This window comes from Aeromicrobium sp., assembly GCF_049587115.1.
Taxonomy (GTDB): Bacteria; Actinomycetota; Actinomycetes; order Propionibacteriales; family Nocardioidaceae; genus Aeromicrobium.
Genome location: NZ_JBAVDI010000076.1, coordinates 1 through 14611 on the forward strand (window position 1 = coordinate 1; position 14611 = coordinate 14611).

Sequence of the window (14611 nt, forward strand, 5' to 3'; positions counted from 1 at the left end):
ATGTCGGCCGTCAGGTCCTGCAGCGCCATCAAGGCGACGGACTGACTGAACGGCCCGTACGACACCCGAGCTACACCAAGCTCCTGCATGCGGTCCAGCGGAACGCAACCCGGTGCCCCGATGAGGGTGAGCTTCTGCGGTCCCCAGGCGTCCACCATGGCCTTGATGTCGTCTTCTGAGACCTTGCCGGGCACGAACACGAGCGGGGCGCCGGCGGCCAGGTAGGCCTTTCCGCGATCGATGGTGTCGGTCAGCACGTCGGCGTGTGGCCGGTCGCCGGCCTGGGAGAAGGCATCGGTGCGAGCGTTGAGCACGAAGTCGATGCCCTCCTGCTGCGCGGCGCTCAGCACGGCCTCGACGGCAGCGACCGCCTCGGGCAGGGGTTTCATCTGGTCCTCGAGGTTGGCGCCGACAACACCGACCCCGATCGCCCGCAATGTCGTCTCGCGCGGGTCGCCGTAACCGGCCTCCAGATCCGCGGTCACCGGCAGGTCGGTCGCCGCGACGATGCCACCAACCGCCTCGATCATGAGCTCGACGGGAATGTTCTCTCCATCGGCGTAGCCGTAGGCCGCAGCGATCGAGTGGCTTGCGGTTGCGAGCGCGTGAATGCCGTCGACCTCGGAGACGACGCGCGCGCTGATGGCGTCCCAGACGTTCACCACCTTCAGCAGGGCTGGGTCGGTGTGCAGGGCGAGAAGAGTGTGCGCTCGTGCGGCGAGTTCGGTCATGTTGTCAGACTAGCCAGTCATCGCCGGCGCGCTCGGTGAGTGACTGCGACGGCCAGCGCTACGATGTCGCCGTGAGGCTCGTACGAGGACGAGAGACGCAGCAGGGCCCACCTCGCAGCGCCGAAATTCGCCGGGAATCTCCACGATCGGCTCGTTCTGGCGGACGATTCTTGGTCGCGGTGGTGGTCGCCGGGGTGCTGTCGGCGTGCGGTGCTGACGGATCGGCTGACACCGGTCCCACCGAAAGCATCGCCTCTGGCGTGGCGACGTCGTTGCGGATCGTCGTGACGCCGGATGAGGGCATCTCGCCCGCGCGACTCACGTTGACCTGCGACCCGGCAGGGGGAGACCACCCACAGGCCCAGCAGGCCTGCGAGGCCCTCGACGCCGCCGGCGCCGCCGTCTTCGAGCCTGTCCCGGCCGATCGGGCGTGCACCCAGGTCTATGGCGGTCCGCAGGTAGCCACGGTCTTGGGCACGTATGACGGGGCCGCGGTAGAGGCGACGTTCAACCGGACCAACGGCTGTGAGATCGACCGCTGGGAGCAGCTCGGCGCGACCTTCTTCGACGTCCCGATGCTCTGACCTCAGCCAGCGGTCGAGGCGCCTAGAACAGTCGCAGGCTGGGATCGTCGATCCCGCGCAGCTCATCGTAGTTGACGACCACGCACTCGATGCCGCGGTCGGCCGCCAGAACTCGCGCCTGCGGCTTGATCTCCTGCGCCGCGAAGATGCCGCGGACCGGTCTGAGCGCCGGGTCGCGGTTCATCAGCTCAAGGTAACGAGTGAGCTGCTCGACGCCGTCGATGTCGCCGCGACGCTTGATCTCGACCGCGACCGAACCGTTGGCGGCATCCTTGCAGAGCAGGTCCACCGGCCCGATCGCCGTCATGTACTCACGACGAACCAGGCTCATGCCATCGCCCAGGGCAATGGTGTGATCGGCCAGCAGCTCCTGCAGGTGCTTCTCGACGCCGTCCTTCTGCAACCCCGGGTCAATCCCCAGCTCGTGCGCCGAGTCGTGCAGGATCTCCTCGAGGCGGATACGAAGGGTGTCGTCGGTCTTGCCGGCCGTGACGGTCCATTCGGTCACCCCGTCGTCCGCGGTGTCCTCGCGCAGGGTGCAGGGCGGGCTCATCCAGTTGAGTGGCTTGTACGAGCCACCGTCGGAGTGGATCAGCACCGAACCGTCGGACTTGACCATGATGAGTCGGGTGGCAACCGGAAGGTGCGCGGCAAGCCGGCCGGCGTAGTCGACTCGGCAGCGCGCGATGACCAGACGCAACGGCTACAGCCTCGTCAGGGTGCCGAGGTTGAACACGAGCGTCTCGCCCTTGATAGTGCCCTTGTCGGTGTTGCCGTCGTCGCCGATCAGGGACACGGTCGTTCCGTCCACGGCATATTTGCCGACGCGGAAGTTCTCCAATCCCTGATAGTCCTCGGCGTACGTGCCGTCGTCGTTGAAGTGAACAACCCAATCGGCCTTGGGGTCCTCCCAGTCGCCGCGAAGGTCGGCAGCGCCGGCAGGCGGGTCGGCCGTTTCGGTGGCTGTGCTGCTCGGTGAGCCGGTGCTAGCGGTGGCTGGCGAGACGGCCTCGGAGTCATCGCTCCCCCTGCAGGCGCTCGCGGTCAGCAGAGTGACCCCGATGATGGCTGTAACCATCGTCATACGTCGATTCATCGTTCTCCCCGTAGAGCAGGCGGCACTGTGCCGCTAGTCTGACATGACCCGCTTATTACTCAGGAGTAGCCATGCAGGAAATCGTCGACAGACTGGCCGCCAACGACCGGGCAGCCGATATCGCTCGCACGTTGCTGCTGCCGTACCTCAATCACGCAGCCACCATGTACGAGAGCGGCTACGCCACCCGGGACGACATCGACGCGTCGATGCGATTCGGCTGTGGCTACCCGATCGGGCCCCTGGCCCTGATCGACGCCATCGGCGCACGGTCCGTCGCGACCGGACTCGAGAAGCTGTACGCCGAGACCGGCGACGAGCTGCACCAGCCGGTGAGCATCCTGACCGTGATGGCTGCTGACGGCACGAACTTCGCCGAAGCTGTCGGCGCCGACGAGGCAGGCGCGCCCGAGCTGCGCCACGAGATCCACACCGTCGGCGTCGTGGGCACCGGCACGATGGCCTCGGGCATCGTTGAAGTGTTTGCCAAAGCCGGCTACGACGTGGTCTACGTCGGCCGTAGCGAGGACAAGCTCCAGGGAGTCGTCGCACGCATCACCAAGAGCCTGGACAAGGCGGTGTCGCGCGGCAAGCTCGACGAGGCGGGCAAGTCCAGCGTCTTGGCCCGACTCAGCAGCTCGACCGAGCGGGAGGCCTTGGCGGGTGCCGACATCATCGTCGAGGCGATCGCCGAGGACATCGACGTCAAGCTCGCACTGTTCGCCGACCTGGACCGCATCGCCAAGCCCGGAGCGATCCTGGCCACGACGACGTCCTCGCTGTCGATCACGACCTGCGCCGAGGCGACGTCACGCCCGCAGGATGTCATCGGGATGCACTTCTTCAACCCTGCCCCGGTCATGAAGCTCGTCGAGGTCGTCTCCGCGGAGGAAACCTCACCCGAGGTGGCCGAGACCGTTCGCGCGCTGTGCCTGTCGGTCGGCAAGCACCCCGTGTCGTGTGGCGATCGCGCCGGATTCATCGTCAACGCCCTGCTGTTCCCGTATCTCAACGACGCGGTCAAGCTGCACGAGGCCGGTGGCGAGTCGCTCGTGGAGATCGACGACGCGATGAAGGGCACGAAGCTCCCGATGGGCCCGTTCGAGCTGCTTGACGTCGTCGGCAACGATGTCTCGCTGGCGATCGAGCAGACTTTGGTCAGCACATTCGGCCACGCCGGATGGATTCCCGCGCCGATGTTGAAGCAGGTGGTGGCCGACGGCAAGCTCGGTCGCAAGACCGGCGCGGGCTTCCACACGTACTGAGCGGCAAAAAGTTACGCTGATTTGTCGACAGTTCTTTTTCCCGGATTGTCGGTAACTCCTCCTTGTCCACATCGTTGCTCTGTCCAAGAGATGTCGCGGACAGGAGCGGTGATGATCAGCAGATCGCACGTGGTTGCGGGTGCCCGAGTGGTGCGCTTGTCTGCTGCTGCGCTGCTGGTTTCGATGGTGGTGGGTTTCGTTGCAGTGTCATCGTTCGCGAGTCAGTACGGCAGCCGGACGGCCGTCGTGCTCGATGCCGCGGGCAACGACACGGCGCTGACCGCGGCGGTCCTGCAGCAGCGGCGAGCGGGTCTGGCCTGCACCGAGAAGCCCGCCCTGACCGACATTGTCCTGTTCCAACGGGATGGCGTGGCCGCGGTGACGGTCCTGACCTTCGACCAGGCCATCGAGGCCTCGTCCGCCCGCGAGGGATGGATCCGGCGCTACTGCGTCTGAGGCGTCAGGCCGTGCGGTCCGTAGACTGGGGACATGTCCCGTCGTCGCGTTGCCCAGCGTGCAGCACCGATGCGGGCGCCAACCGAGCAGGTCGTCAGCAAGGCCGACGGCGCGTGGAACATACGCCCGATCCGCGGCTCGGGCTCGGCCAAGGAATATCGCTGCCCGGGATGCGCGCAGCCGATTCGTCCCGGCACGGCGCACCTGGTCGCCTGGCCGGTCGAGAAGGCGCTGCTGAGTGCAGCCGCGATCGACGAACGCCGGCACTGGCACACGGCCTGCTGGGCCCGGAAGCACTGAGAGGCACATGTCGATGACCGAGAGGATCCGAGGAAGCTCCGTCCTGCCCGCCCGGCGTGAGCCGATCACCCTGGACACCGCCGACGGCATCTCCTTGGTGGGCGAGCTGGCGCTGCCGGCGGACCGCGACCCGGTGGCCACCATGATCTGTCTGCATCCGTTGCCGACGCATGGCGGGATGATGGACAGCCACCTGTTTCGCAAGGCGGCCTACCGGCTTCCGGCGCTCGCCGGGATCGCCGTGCTTCGATTCAACACCCGAGGCACGTCCAGCCTTCAGGGCACCAGCGGCGGGACGTTCGACCATGCAGTGGGAGAGCGTTTCGACGTCGCCGCTGCGGTGGAGCATGCCGAGTTCGCCGAGCTGCCCCACGTCTGGCTCGTAGGATGGTCTTTCGGCACCGACCTGACATTGATGTACGGCCTGGAGCCGACTGTCGAGGGCGCCATCTTGTTGTCGCCGCCGCTGCGATACTCATCGGCCGAGCACCTGGCGAGCTGGGCCGCGTCGGGCAAGCCGATCACGGCGCTGGTTCCTGAGCACGACGACTACCTGCAGCCGGCCGAGGCGCGGCAGCGGTTCGCGGCCGTCCCGCAGGCGGAGGTCGTGGCGATCGACGGCGCCAAGCACCTGTGGGTGGGGGACTCCGAGCGTGCGCTGGACGAGATCACCCGCAGGCTTGCACCGTCGGTGCCGCTGCCTCTGCCCGAGACCTGGGACGGGCCGATGGAACGGGCCGACACGTCGGCATACCGCGACCGGACGACCGCGGTGTTCGACGACCAGCCGCGCTGATCCGGGCGTCTAGCTGGTCTCGGTCGAGTCTGCCGAGTCGCCTTTGGCGTCCTTGACCGGCTTCGCGTCGTGATCGGCCGCGTCGGTCTTGGTGGCTGCCGACCCGGACTCGGCCGCCTCGGGCTCGGCCTGCTCTGTCTTTTCAGCGTCCTTGGGGGGAGCCTCCTGGCCCGTTGGCGCGAATGTCGAGACGATGTCCCGCAGTTGCCCCATCTGGGTCATGATTCCGTCGCGCTTGCGCTGCAGGTCCTCGACCTCCGCGCGCAGCACGCGCGTCTGACGCTCAGCATCAGTCGTCGCGGTGACGTTGAGGTGCTGAGCCTGGGCCTGGGCGCTCGTGATGAGCTGGCTCGCCTCACTCTTGGCGTTGTCCAGCAGGCGGGCCGCGTCGGCGGTGGCAGCATCTCGTGCCCTGGTGGCTTGCGCCATGATGTCGCGAGCACGGTCGTCGGCGGACTTGGCACGCGCCTCGGCATCCGAGACCAGCTTGCCGGTCTGCTCGGTGGCTGACGCGTGGTTCTCGGAGGCCTCGCGGGCCAGCCGCTCCTTCTCGACCGCAAGGATGCGGCGGGCTTCGGTGACCTCACGGTCGGCGGCCGCGCGGGCCTGCTCGACCTCGCGGGTCGCGCCGAGGCGCATGTTCTGGGCGTCCTGCTCCGCAGCGAGCTTGAGCTGGGCGGCTTCGCGCTCGGCGTGAGCGCGCAGGTCCTCGGTGTGCGCGAGGGCCTCCGCGTGCATGGCCTCGGCGTCCTCCAGCAGCTGCTTGCGCTTCTTCTCGAGCTCGGTCACCGCCTGGCCGCGCATCTCCTCGGCCTCGTGGGCTGCCGTTGCTCGCAGGATCGCTGCCTCTTCCTCAGCCTTCTTGACCAGCTCGCCAGCGTCACGATCGGCCCGGCTGCGCACGTCCTCGGCCTCCTGCTCAGCGAGGCCCAGCAGCTGTGCGGCGTGATTGCCCAGTCCTGTGTAGCTCGGCTTCTCCACGGCTTCGACGCGATCCTTGAGCTTGGCGATCATGTCGCGGAGCTTGTCGTTCTCGGACTGGGCTGTCTTCAGGCTCTCAGCTGCGCGCTGGAACTCCGCAGACTGCGTGCGCACCCAGGCGTCCACGGCATCGCTGTCGTAACCGCCACGACGAGCGAGCGGGAAGGACGCATCGCCGGACTTCTCGGCAGCATCGAAGATGGACAATCCGGACTGGTCAGTCATGTGAACTCATTCGTGAAGAGAGAGGCGAGGTCAGGTCTGCATCCACCATACCCGCCGAAAAAGGGGCACCCGGACGGGCTGGTTCAGCCCGGACACGTGCCCCTTCCCAGGGTGTTCGGTGAGTCGTCAGACCCCGCGGAACCGATTGATCTTGTCGACGTGCAGAGCGCGCTTCTCGGCATTGCGGACGCCGAGGCCTTCCTCCGGTGCGAGGCACAGGACGCCGACCTTGCCCTGGTGCAGGTTGTGGTGGACGTCGAGTGCTGCCTGGCCCGTGTCCTCCAGGGAGTAGACCCGCGACAGGGTCGGATGGATCAGGCCCTTGTCGATGAGCTTGTTGGCCTCCCACGACTCGCGGTAGTTCGCGAAGTGCGAGCTGACGATCCGCTTGAGGTTCATCCAGAGGTAGCGGTTGTCGTACTGGTGCATGTAGCCAGAGGTCGATGCGCAGGTCACGATGGTGCCGCCCTTGCGAGCCACGTAGACACTCGCGCCGAACGTCTCGCGGCCCGGGTGCTCGAACACGATGTCGGGATCGTCCCCGCCGGTGAGCTCGCGAATCTTCTTGCCGAAGCGCTGCCACTCCTTGGGGTCCTGGGTGTTCTCGTCCTTCCAGAACTGGTATCCCTCTGCGGAGCGGTCGATGACGTGCTCGGCGCCCATCTTTCGCACGATGTCGGCCTTCTCGGGGGACGACACCACGCACACCGGAGTGGCGCCGCCGTTGAGGGCGAACTGGGTGGCGTACGAGCCGAGACCGCCCGAGGCGCCCCAGATCAGGACGGTGTCACCCTGCTTCATGTTGGCGCCGTTGGTGGAGACCAGCTGGCGATACGCTGTCGAGTTGACCAGGCCGGGGCTGGCGGCCTCCTCCCACGTGAGGTGGTCGGGCTTGGGCATCAGCTGGTTGGCCTTGACGATCGCAAGCTGCGCGAGACCACCGAAGTTCGTCTCGAACCCCCAGATCCGCTGCTCGGGATCCATCATCGTGTCGTTGTGTCCGTCGGGCGCCTCGAGCTCGACCGAGAGGCAGTGGGCGACGACCTCGCGGCCGGGCTGCCACTTGTTGACGCCCGGGCCAACCCGCAGCACCACGCCAGCGAGGTCTGAGCCCACCACGTGGTACGGAAGATCGTGGCGCTTGGTGTACTCGCTCAGACGGCCGTATCGCTCGAGAAAACTGAACGTCGAGACGGGCTCGAAGATCGAGGTCCAGACGGTGTTGTAGTTGATCGCGCTGGCCATGACCGCGACGAGTGCCTCGCCGGGCGCGAGCTCAGGGATCGGGACGTCGTCGAGGTGGAGGCTCTTGCGGGGGTCCTTGTCGCGGCTGGACATGCCTTCGAACATGTCCACCTCGTCCTTGTGGACGGTGATGCCCTTGTAGGAGTCGGGAAGGGCGATGGTTCCGAAGTCCTCGGGGGCGGTGTCGCCGGCGAGGATGGCATCCAGGATCTGCTGCACGTAGGGCCTCCAGTTGGTGTCCCCGGAATGTTACTAATCGTTAACATCTTCGGCTACGGAGATGGGGTGTGATCCGCCCCTCAGTGTTCCGCGGCTGGCTCGACGAGCTCGACCAGGACGCCGCCGGCATCCTTGGGGTGAACGAAATTGACCCGCGAGTCCGACGTGCCGCGCTTGGGTGCGTCATAGAGCAACCGGACGCCGCGCTCACGCAGGATCGCGGAGACCACGTCGATGTCGGAGACGCGGTAGGCGAGCTGCTGGATCCCCTGACCGTTCCGGGCGATGAACTTGGCGATCGTTGACTCCTCGCTCAGCGGGGCAAGCAGCTGGATGCGCTGGTCGGAGTCGCCCACCGCCAGCATGGCCTCGCGGACACCCTGCTCTTCGTTGACCTCCTCGTGCACCGAGTGCAAGCCGAACGTGGAGGCGTAGAACTCCAAGGCGTCGTCAAGATCTGGCACCGCGATCCCGACGTGATCGATCGCCAGCAGAAGGTGGTCGGGGACAAACGGACTGTGAGGCATGATGACGAGGGTATGACACCGCGGCGCGTCACATGGCGTGATCCGCGGCACACGTGACGACCAGAGACGTTACCTCTGAGTAAAGTGAAGGAAATGTCTTGCGAAGGAGCAGTTCAATGACCCAGTCCGTGATCGTCGCCGGTGCTCGCACCCCGATCGGCCGCCTCCTCGGTGGCCTCAAGTCCCTCTCCGGATCGGACCTTGGTGGCCTGGCCATCAAGGGAGCGCTCGAGAAGGCCGGTGTCACCGGCGAGCAGGTCGACTACGTCATCATGGGCCAGGTGCTGGGCGCCGGCGCCGGCCAGGTTCCGGCTCGTCAGGCCGCCTTCAAGGGCGGCATCCCGCTCTCGACGCCTTCCATCACGATCAACAAGGTGTGTCTGTCGGGCCTCAACGCGATCGCCCTGGCCGATCAGCTGATCCGTGCCGGCGAGCACGACATCATCGTGGCCGGTGGCCAGGAGTCGATGACTCAGGCCCCGCACATGCTGCTCGGGTCGCGCGAAGGCACCAAGTACGGCGACACCAAGCTGGTCGACCACATGGCTGCGGACGGCTTGTGGGACGCCCTGACCGATCAGGCAATGGGCGGGCTCACCGAGCAGATCAACAACGACGGCACCAAGCTCACCCGCGAGGAGCAGGACGAGTTCAGCGCTCGCTCGCACCAGCTCGCTGCCACCGCGCAGAAGAACGGGGTCTTCGACGACGAGATCGTGCCGGTCGAGATCCCGCAGCGCAAGGGTGACCCGATTGTCATCTCTGCCGACGAGGGCGTCCGGGGGGACACCACCGCCGAGTCGCTGGGCAAGCTACGCCCCGCGTTCGACAAGTCCGGCACGATCACGGCCGGCTCGGCGAGCCAGATCTCCGACGGTGCGGCGGCGGTCGTGGTGATGAGCAAGGCCAAGGCCGAAGAGCTCGGGCTGTCCTGGATCGCCGAGATCGGCGCTGCGGGCGCCGTGGCCGGACCCGACTCGAGCCTGCAGATGCAGCCCGCCAACGCAATTGCGAACGCGGCTGCCAAGGAAGGCATCGAGGTCAGCGACATCGACCTGTTCGAGCTGAACGAGGCGTTCGCCGCAGTCGGTATCGAGAGCACGCGATCCCTCGGTGTCTCCGACGACAAGGTCAACGTCAACGGTGGGGCCATCGCGATTGGCCATCCGATCGGCGCCAGCGGCGCCCGTCTCGTGCTGCACCTAGCGCTGGAGCTCGGCCGCCGCGGCGGTGGCATCGGCGCTGCGGCACTGTGTGGTGGCGGCGGCCAGGGTGACGCTCTGATCATCCGCGTCCCCAAGAAGTAGTCACCGACAGGTGAACCGAGGCAGCCGCGCCATCCCGGTCGACGAGCTCGTGGAACGTGCACGAGCTGGCGAAGCCCGAGCGGTGGCGCGGCTGATCTCGTTGGTCGAGGACCGCTCGCCGGCTGCCCGAGAGGTCAGTGCTGCACTCGCGCCGCACACCGGGTCGGCGCACATCGTCGGGCTGACGGGCTCGCCGGGAGTGGGCAAATCGACCTCGACCTCGGCCCTGGTCTCGGCCCTGCGCTCCGAGGGGCGCCGGGTCGGGGTGCTGGCGGTGGATCCAACCTCGCCGTTCTCGGGCGGAGCGCTGCTGGGTGATCGGGTGCGCATGCAGGAGCACGCCACGGACGAGGGCGTCTACATCCGGTCGATGGCCAGCCGGGGACACCTGGGCGGGCTCTCGGCCTCCGCGCCGCAGGCGCTGCGAGTGCTGGACGCAGCCGGTTGCGATGTCGTGCTGGTCGAGACCGTCGGGGTCGGGCAGTCCGAGGTCGAGATCGCCGGGCTGGCCGACACGACCCTCGTCCTGCTCGCACCGGGGATGGGGGACGGGATCCAGGCGGCCAAGGCCGGGATCCTCGAGATCGGCGACATCTTCGTGGTCAACAAGGCCGATCGCGAAGGGGCGGCGGCGACCCGCCGAGAGCTGCGGTCGGTCGTCTCGATGACCGATCGTCCCGACGGAGCGTGGAAGCCTCCCATCGTCCTGACCGTCGCGACTCGGGGAGAAGGCGTGGCTGAGGTCGCTGACGAGATCGCGCGGCATCTGACGCACCTCAGGGATTCCGGAGAGCTGCAGCGTCGGAGGCTGGCCAGGCTCCGACGGGAGATCGAGGCCCTGGCACTGACCGAGGTGCAGTCCCGGTTCGCTCATCTGTCCGGGGATGCCAGGCTCGACACCCTGGCCGCGCAGGTGCTGGCCGGAGACAGCGACCCCTTCGTCGCCGCCGACACCCTGGTCGAGCACCTCTGAGGACGAACCGGTCCCGTCGGCGCGCCTGCGACACACCCGCGACTCAGATGGCCACAATGGAAGTGTGCTGAAGAAGGTCCTCACGCTGCTCGTCGTCGGCTTTGCCATTTACTACCTGCTGACGGCTCCTGCTGGCGCCGCCGACGCCGTGAGCAATGCTTTCGGCGCGGTTCTCGACGGCTTCCAGCAGCTCGGCGTGTTCGTCAACGAGCTCGTCGCCTAGGGCTCCGGTGATTCGGGCACTGCTCGTCCTGGTCCTGGATCTGCTCCCTGATCACGACATCGAGAGTCATCTCCTGAAGCACCCACGGGAGCACCTCAAGGGCGAGTATCCCCATCATCCGATCGTCTACGTGCGTCCGGTTGCCGAACTGATCGCCGCGGTGGTCATGGTGGTGCTGGCGGTGGTGGGGCCGGTCCAGATCGGCTGGCTGCCGATGATGCTGGCGTTCGGGTTGTTCGGTCATGCCGCCTTCCTGGCTCTCCGGGACCACCGCGACGTCTTCGTGCTGACCGACATGCGGGTCTTCCGGGTGTCCGGCATCTTCTCGACCCGTCGCGCGACAGTGCCGATCAACCGCATCCTCGACGTCACGGTAGAGCGTCCGCTGCTCGGACGGTGGCTCAAGTACGGGCACATGACGTTCGAGTCGGCGGCGCAGGAGCAGGGCGTCCGCAACATTCGCTACATCGGCCACGTCGACAAGATCGATCACGCGATCCAGAAGGTCGTGCAGGAGGCAGGTCTGCGCGGTCGACGAGCCGACAAGGACGGATCGGACCCGAACGATGCCGTCACGCAGCAGCTTTTCGATGGCCGTTGACGGGCACCGATCGGTGAGTCACCAGGCGCTTCCTACAATGGCCCCATGAACTTCTCGCGCCCCGGAGCCATCGACCTGTCTGCGCTGAAGCAGCCGCCCGCTCGCCCAGCCCAGCCGGCCAGCGGCACTGGGTCGTACGTCGTCGACATCACCGAGCAGAACTTCCAGACCGCCGCCCTCGAGGCGTCTATGCAGTACGTCGTCGTGCTGAACCTGTGGTCGCCCCGCTCGGCGCAGAGCGAGACCTTCAACACGCTGCTCGCGTCGATCGTGGCGACGTACGACGGCCAGATAGTCCTGGCGCAGGTCGACATCGACGCGAACCCGGCGATCGGGCAGGCCTTGCAAGCACAGGCGGTGCCCCTCACGGTCGGGCTGGTCAAGGGACAACCAGTACCGCTGTTCCAGGGAACCGTCGACGAGATCGAGGTGCGTCGTTACTTCGACGAGCTCGTCAACGTGGCGGCCCAGAACGGGCTGACCGGTCGTGCGCAGCCGATTGACGACGCTGGACCCGTCGAGGAGCCCGAGGAAGTCGATGATCCGCGCTTTGCCGCTGCCGATGCGGCATTCGCCGAGAGCGATTTCGACACCGCTGTGCTCGAGTACGAGAAGATCCTGGCGCAATATCCCGCCGACTCCGAAGTGGCCGAACGGCTGGCCGGGGTCAAGTTGCTGGCTCGGACGCAGGGCGTCGATCTGCAAGCGGCGCGGAAGGCCGCAGCCGACGGTCCCGACGATCTCGAGGCGCAGCTGCTGGTCGCCGATCTCGACGTCAGCGGCGGTCACGTGGACGATGCCTTCGACCGTCTCATCGGACTGGTGCGGCGCACCGCTGGGGATGAGCGTGAAGGCGTGCGTGAGCGGCTCCTGGAGCTCTTCACCGTCGTGGGCGCGGCGGATCCGCGGGTGGCCTCGGCGCGGCGCGTCCTCGCATCGGCGCTGTTCTGAGCGACGGACGAGCGGTTCGGGACCATTTCGGAAGCGAGAACCCGCCCAGCGTGTCCGAGCCTGGCACGTGCCCCCGGTAGGCTCGCGGCGACGTCGGACGCGACGCGCAGAGGGAGGACGGACATGCGGACGAGGCTCGGATGGGCGCTCGGCGTGCTGGGCGCCCTCGTGGCGCTCTTCGGCCTGACCGTCATGGTCGTGCTCGGACCCGACAGCCGCTTCACGACCGGTCCGCACGCGGTCAAGACCGAAGGCATCGCGGTCGTGACGGCGCCCACCGTCATCACCTGGGCCGGCTTGCGAGTCGACATTCTCGCGGAGGTACCGGTCCGCAAGCCGGTGTTTGTCGGCATCGGCAACAGCGTCGACGTGCAGAACTACGTTCGCAAGACCGAGCGGCTCGAGGTCACCGACTTTCACACGCCGTGGCAGGTCAAGACGCGCCAAGTTGCCGGGCTTCCCAATCTCCCCGGTGCGCCGACAGCCATCGACTGGTGGATCGCCCAGTCCGCCGGGCTCGGCGGAGCCAGTGTCAGCGCACAGCTGTCCGGAGAGACAGTTTCGGCAGCGATCCTGACAGTCGGCTCGACGAATCTGTCGGGATTGCAGGTGACGTTCGCCTATGGCATCAAGGGTGGCTTCTACAAGGGTCTCGGGCTGCTGTTGCTGGGTCTGGGGGTCGTGTGGTTGGGACGATTGCTTCGCCGAGGCAATGAGCTCTGGCAGGACGAGGTGCCTGGCCAGGAGGTCGATGAGATCGAGGAAGTCGTCTACGTGTACGTCGACGACGACGGGGTCGAGCACGAAATGTCGGCCGAGGAGGCCGCCGCGTACGACCTGGTCGATGAGAACGTGGACCAGGTCGAGGAAGTCGTATACGTGTACGTCGACGACGACGGGGTCGAGCACGAGATGTCGGCCGAAGAGGCTGCGGGCCACGACATCGTCGGACCTGAGGCGGACGAGAGCGACAAGGCCGAGGGGGCCGATGAGAGCGACGGGGCCGACGAGAGCGATGAGAGCGACCGCCAGCGTGCCGACGAGGACGATCAAGGCGACGTCATCGTGGGTCCGGCTGCCGTCCTGCCGCGTGTCCCCGGGGTTCTGACCGCGGCGGAGATCGCGACCGAATCTCCCGACGGACCGGACCACGAGCCGGCGGACCCCGAGCCCGAGGCCGAATCCGGCCGGGTGATCTACGTCTTCGTCGATGAGGATGGAGTCGAGCACGAGGTCGAGGAAGGGGACCTCGACAAGTTCGAGGTCATCGACGAGGAGGACGAGCCGTGAGACGATCCGTGCTGCTCGTGGTTGCTGGCTGCCTCGCTCTGTCGAGCTGCGCCGTGCCGCACGACCGCGGCGACGTGACGGTCGAGAAGATCGCCGCTCGCAAGGACCAGGTGGCGTCGGTGTTCGAGCGTTATCGCAAGGTTCGCAACACCGCGACCGAGCTGCTGGATGCCAAGCCGCTATCCACGGTCGAGAGCGGACCTGTCCTGGCCATCGACACGGGCTCGTTCGAGGTCTCACAGCGGCTGGCCACGACGCAGAAGCTGGACACGGGCTCAGTAGAGGTCACTGACGTCCTGACCCCACGATTCGGCAGATACCCCCTCTGGTTCTTCGCGGTCGTCAAGGACCGCAAGCTCGGGGTCAACCGGGCGCAGATCTTCGAGCGCGCCGCTGCAGTCGACCCATGGCTCCTCGTGGCTACGCCGGAGACGTTGGCCAACACGCCGATTCCAGCGGTCCGCAAGCGGCGCGGGCAGGCCCTCACGGTCAAGCCGGGTGACGGGGCCGGGATGTCGATGTCGCCAGGTGCCGCCGCCAAGGCCTACGCCGCGTCGCTGTCCGATGCGTCCTCCAAGCAGGCCGGCCTGGTGGCGGACGACTCGTTCATCAAGCAGATGCGCGCGACAGCCGAGACGAACGGCAGTCTCGACGGTGTGACGTTCTCCCAGACCTGGGGCGCGGACGACGTCAAGTACGTGCTGCGCACCACCGACGGTGGCGCGCTGGCCTTCGTGACGCTGCTGCGGCTGGACACCTACACCGTCAAGGAAGGCCTGACGGTCAGCTGGCCGGAGGGCACCCCACAACAGGCATTCCTGTCCTCCGGCATCTCTCGATC

Annotated in this window: 18 protein-coding genes; 12 read left to right on the forward strand and 6 right to left on the reverse strand. The window is 66.9% G+C overall.

Features of this window, described 5'->3' with window-relative positions; all coding sequences use genetic code 11:
* A partial coding sequence (locus WB461_RS07880) for an isocitrate lyase/PEP mutase family protein (RefSeq protein WP_423852180.1) occupies positions 1 to 731 on the reverse strand: 731 nt, incomplete at its 3' end.
* Positions 732 to 802: 71 nt separating this feature from the next.
* Here WB461_RS07880 and WB461_RS07885 point away from each other — a divergent pair.
* A complete protein-coding gene (locus WB461_RS07885) occupies positions 803 to 1315 on the forward strand; it encodes an SSI family serine proteinase inhibitor (protein WP_423852181.1) in 513 nt (170 codons plus the stop codon).
* 22 nt (positions 1316 to 1337) lie between these two features.
* Here WB461_RS07885 and nucS read toward each other — a convergent pair whose 3' ends face one another.
* Both nucS and WB461_RS07895 read right to left on the reverse strand, forming a co-directional pair.
* Entirely contained in the window at positions 1338 to 2015 is a 678-nt protein-coding gene (gene nucS / locus WB461_RS07890) for an endonuclease NucS (RefSeq protein WP_423852182.1), read from the reverse strand.
* 3 nt (positions 2016 to 2018) lie between these two features.
* Positions 2019 to 2399, reverse strand: a complete 381-nt coding sequence (locus WB461_RS07895) for a hypothetical protein (RefSeq protein ID WP_423852183.1) — start codon at positions 2397 to 2399, stop codon at positions 2019 to 2021.
* 83 nt (positions 2400 to 2482) lie between these two features.
* On the opposite strand from WB461_RS07895, the gene WB461_RS07900 reads away from it, so the two are divergent.
* The 4 genes from WB461_RS07900 (at position 2483) to WB461_RS07915 (ending at position 5228) form a co-directional block, all read left to right on the forward strand.
* Complete coding sequence (locus tag WB461_RS07900; protein ID WP_423852184.1) at positions 2483 to 3676, forward strand: 3-hydroxyacyl-CoA dehydrogenase NAD-binding domain-containing protein; 1194 nt, start codon at positions 2483 to 2485, stop codon at positions 3674 to 3676.
* Between the two features lie 111 nt (positions 3677 to 3787).
* Positions 3788 to 4132 (forward strand): hypothetical protein, encoded by a 345-nt coding sequence (locus WB461_RS07905; RefSeq protein ID WP_423852185.1) that lies wholly within the window; start codon positions 3788 to 3790, stop codon positions 4130 to 4132.
* A 33-nt stretch (positions 4133 to 4165) separates the two neighbouring features.
* Positions 4166 to 4432, forward strand: a complete 267-nt coding sequence (locus WB461_RS07910) for a hypothetical protein (RefSeq protein WP_423852186.1) — start codon at positions 4166 to 4168, stop codon at positions 4430 to 4432.
* Positions 4433 to 4445: 13 nt separating this feature from the next.
* Complete coding sequence (locus WB461_RS07915) at positions 4446 to 5228, forward strand: alpha/beta hydrolase (RefSeq protein WP_423852187.1); 783 nt, start codon at positions 4446 to 4448, stop codon at positions 5226 to 5228.
* Between the two features lie 9 nt (positions 5229 to 5237).
* Here WB461_RS07915 and WB461_RS07920 read toward each other — a convergent pair whose 3' ends face one another.
* The 3 genes from WB461_RS07920 to mce form a co-directional block, all read right to left on the reverse strand.
* Complete coding sequence (locus WB461_RS07920) at positions 5238 to 6434, reverse strand: hypothetical protein (protein WP_423852188.1); 1197 nt, start codon at positions 6432 to 6434, stop codon at positions 5238 to 5240.
* A 126-nt stretch (positions 6435 to 6560) separates the two neighbouring features.
* On the reverse strand, positions 6561 to 7898 hold the full coding sequence (ccrA, locus tag WB461_RS07925) for a crotonyl-CoA carboxylase/reductase (RefSeq protein ID WP_423852189.1): 1338 nt from the start codon (positions 7896 to 7898) through the stop codon (positions 6561 to 6563).
* Between the two features lie 80 nt (positions 7899 to 7978).
* Entirely contained in the window at positions 7979 to 8425 is a 447-nt protein-coding gene (gene mce / locus WB461_RS07930; protein ID WP_423852190.1) for a methylmalonyl-CoA epimerase, read from the reverse strand.
* 116 nt (positions 8426 to 8541) lie between these two features.
* On the opposite strand from mce, the gene WB461_RS07935 reads away from it, so the two are divergent.
* The 7 genes from WB461_RS07935 to WB461_RS07965 form a co-directional block, all read left to right on the forward strand.
* On the forward strand, positions 8542 to 9732 hold the full coding sequence (locus tag WB461_RS07935; protein ID WP_423852191.1) for an acetyl-CoA C-acetyltransferase: 1191 nt from the start codon (positions 8542 to 8544) through the stop codon (positions 9730 to 9732).
* Positions 9733 to 9742: 10 nt separating this feature from the next.
* Positions 9743 to 10705, forward strand: coding sequence for a methylmalonyl Co-A mutase-associated GTPase MeaB (gene meaB / locus WB461_RS07940; RefSeq protein WP_423852192.1), 963 nt, complete (start codon positions 9743 to 9745; stop codon positions 10703 to 10705).
* Positions 10706 to 10769: 64 nt separating this feature from the next.
* A complete protein-coding gene (locus tag WB461_RS07945) occupies positions 10770 to 10928 on the forward strand; it encodes a hypothetical protein (RefSeq protein ID WP_423852193.1) in 159 nt (52 codons plus the stop codon).
* Between the two features lie 7 nt (positions 10929 to 10935).
* Complete coding sequence (locus WB461_RS07950) at positions 10936 to 11529, forward strand: PH domain-containing protein (protein WP_423852194.1); 594 nt, start codon at positions 10936 to 10938, stop codon at positions 11527 to 11529.
* Positions 11530 to 11574: 45 nt separating this feature from the next.
* Positions 11575 to 12480 (forward strand): co-chaperone YbbN, encoded by a 906-nt coding sequence (locus tag WB461_RS07955; protein ID WP_423852195.1) that lies wholly within the window; start codon positions 11575 to 11577, stop codon positions 12478 to 12480.
* A 123-nt stretch (positions 12481 to 12603) separates the two neighbouring features.
* Entirely contained in the window at positions 12604 to 13770 is a 1167-nt protein-coding gene (locus WB461_RS07960; RefSeq protein WP_423852196.1) for a hypothetical protein, read from the forward strand.
* Positions 13767 to 14611, forward strand: an 845-nt coding sequence (locus WB461_RS07965) for a hypothetical protein (protein WP_423852197.1), incomplete at its 3' end; no start/stop codon positions are given. The genes WB461_RS07960 and WB461_RS07965, both read left to right, overlap by 4 nt.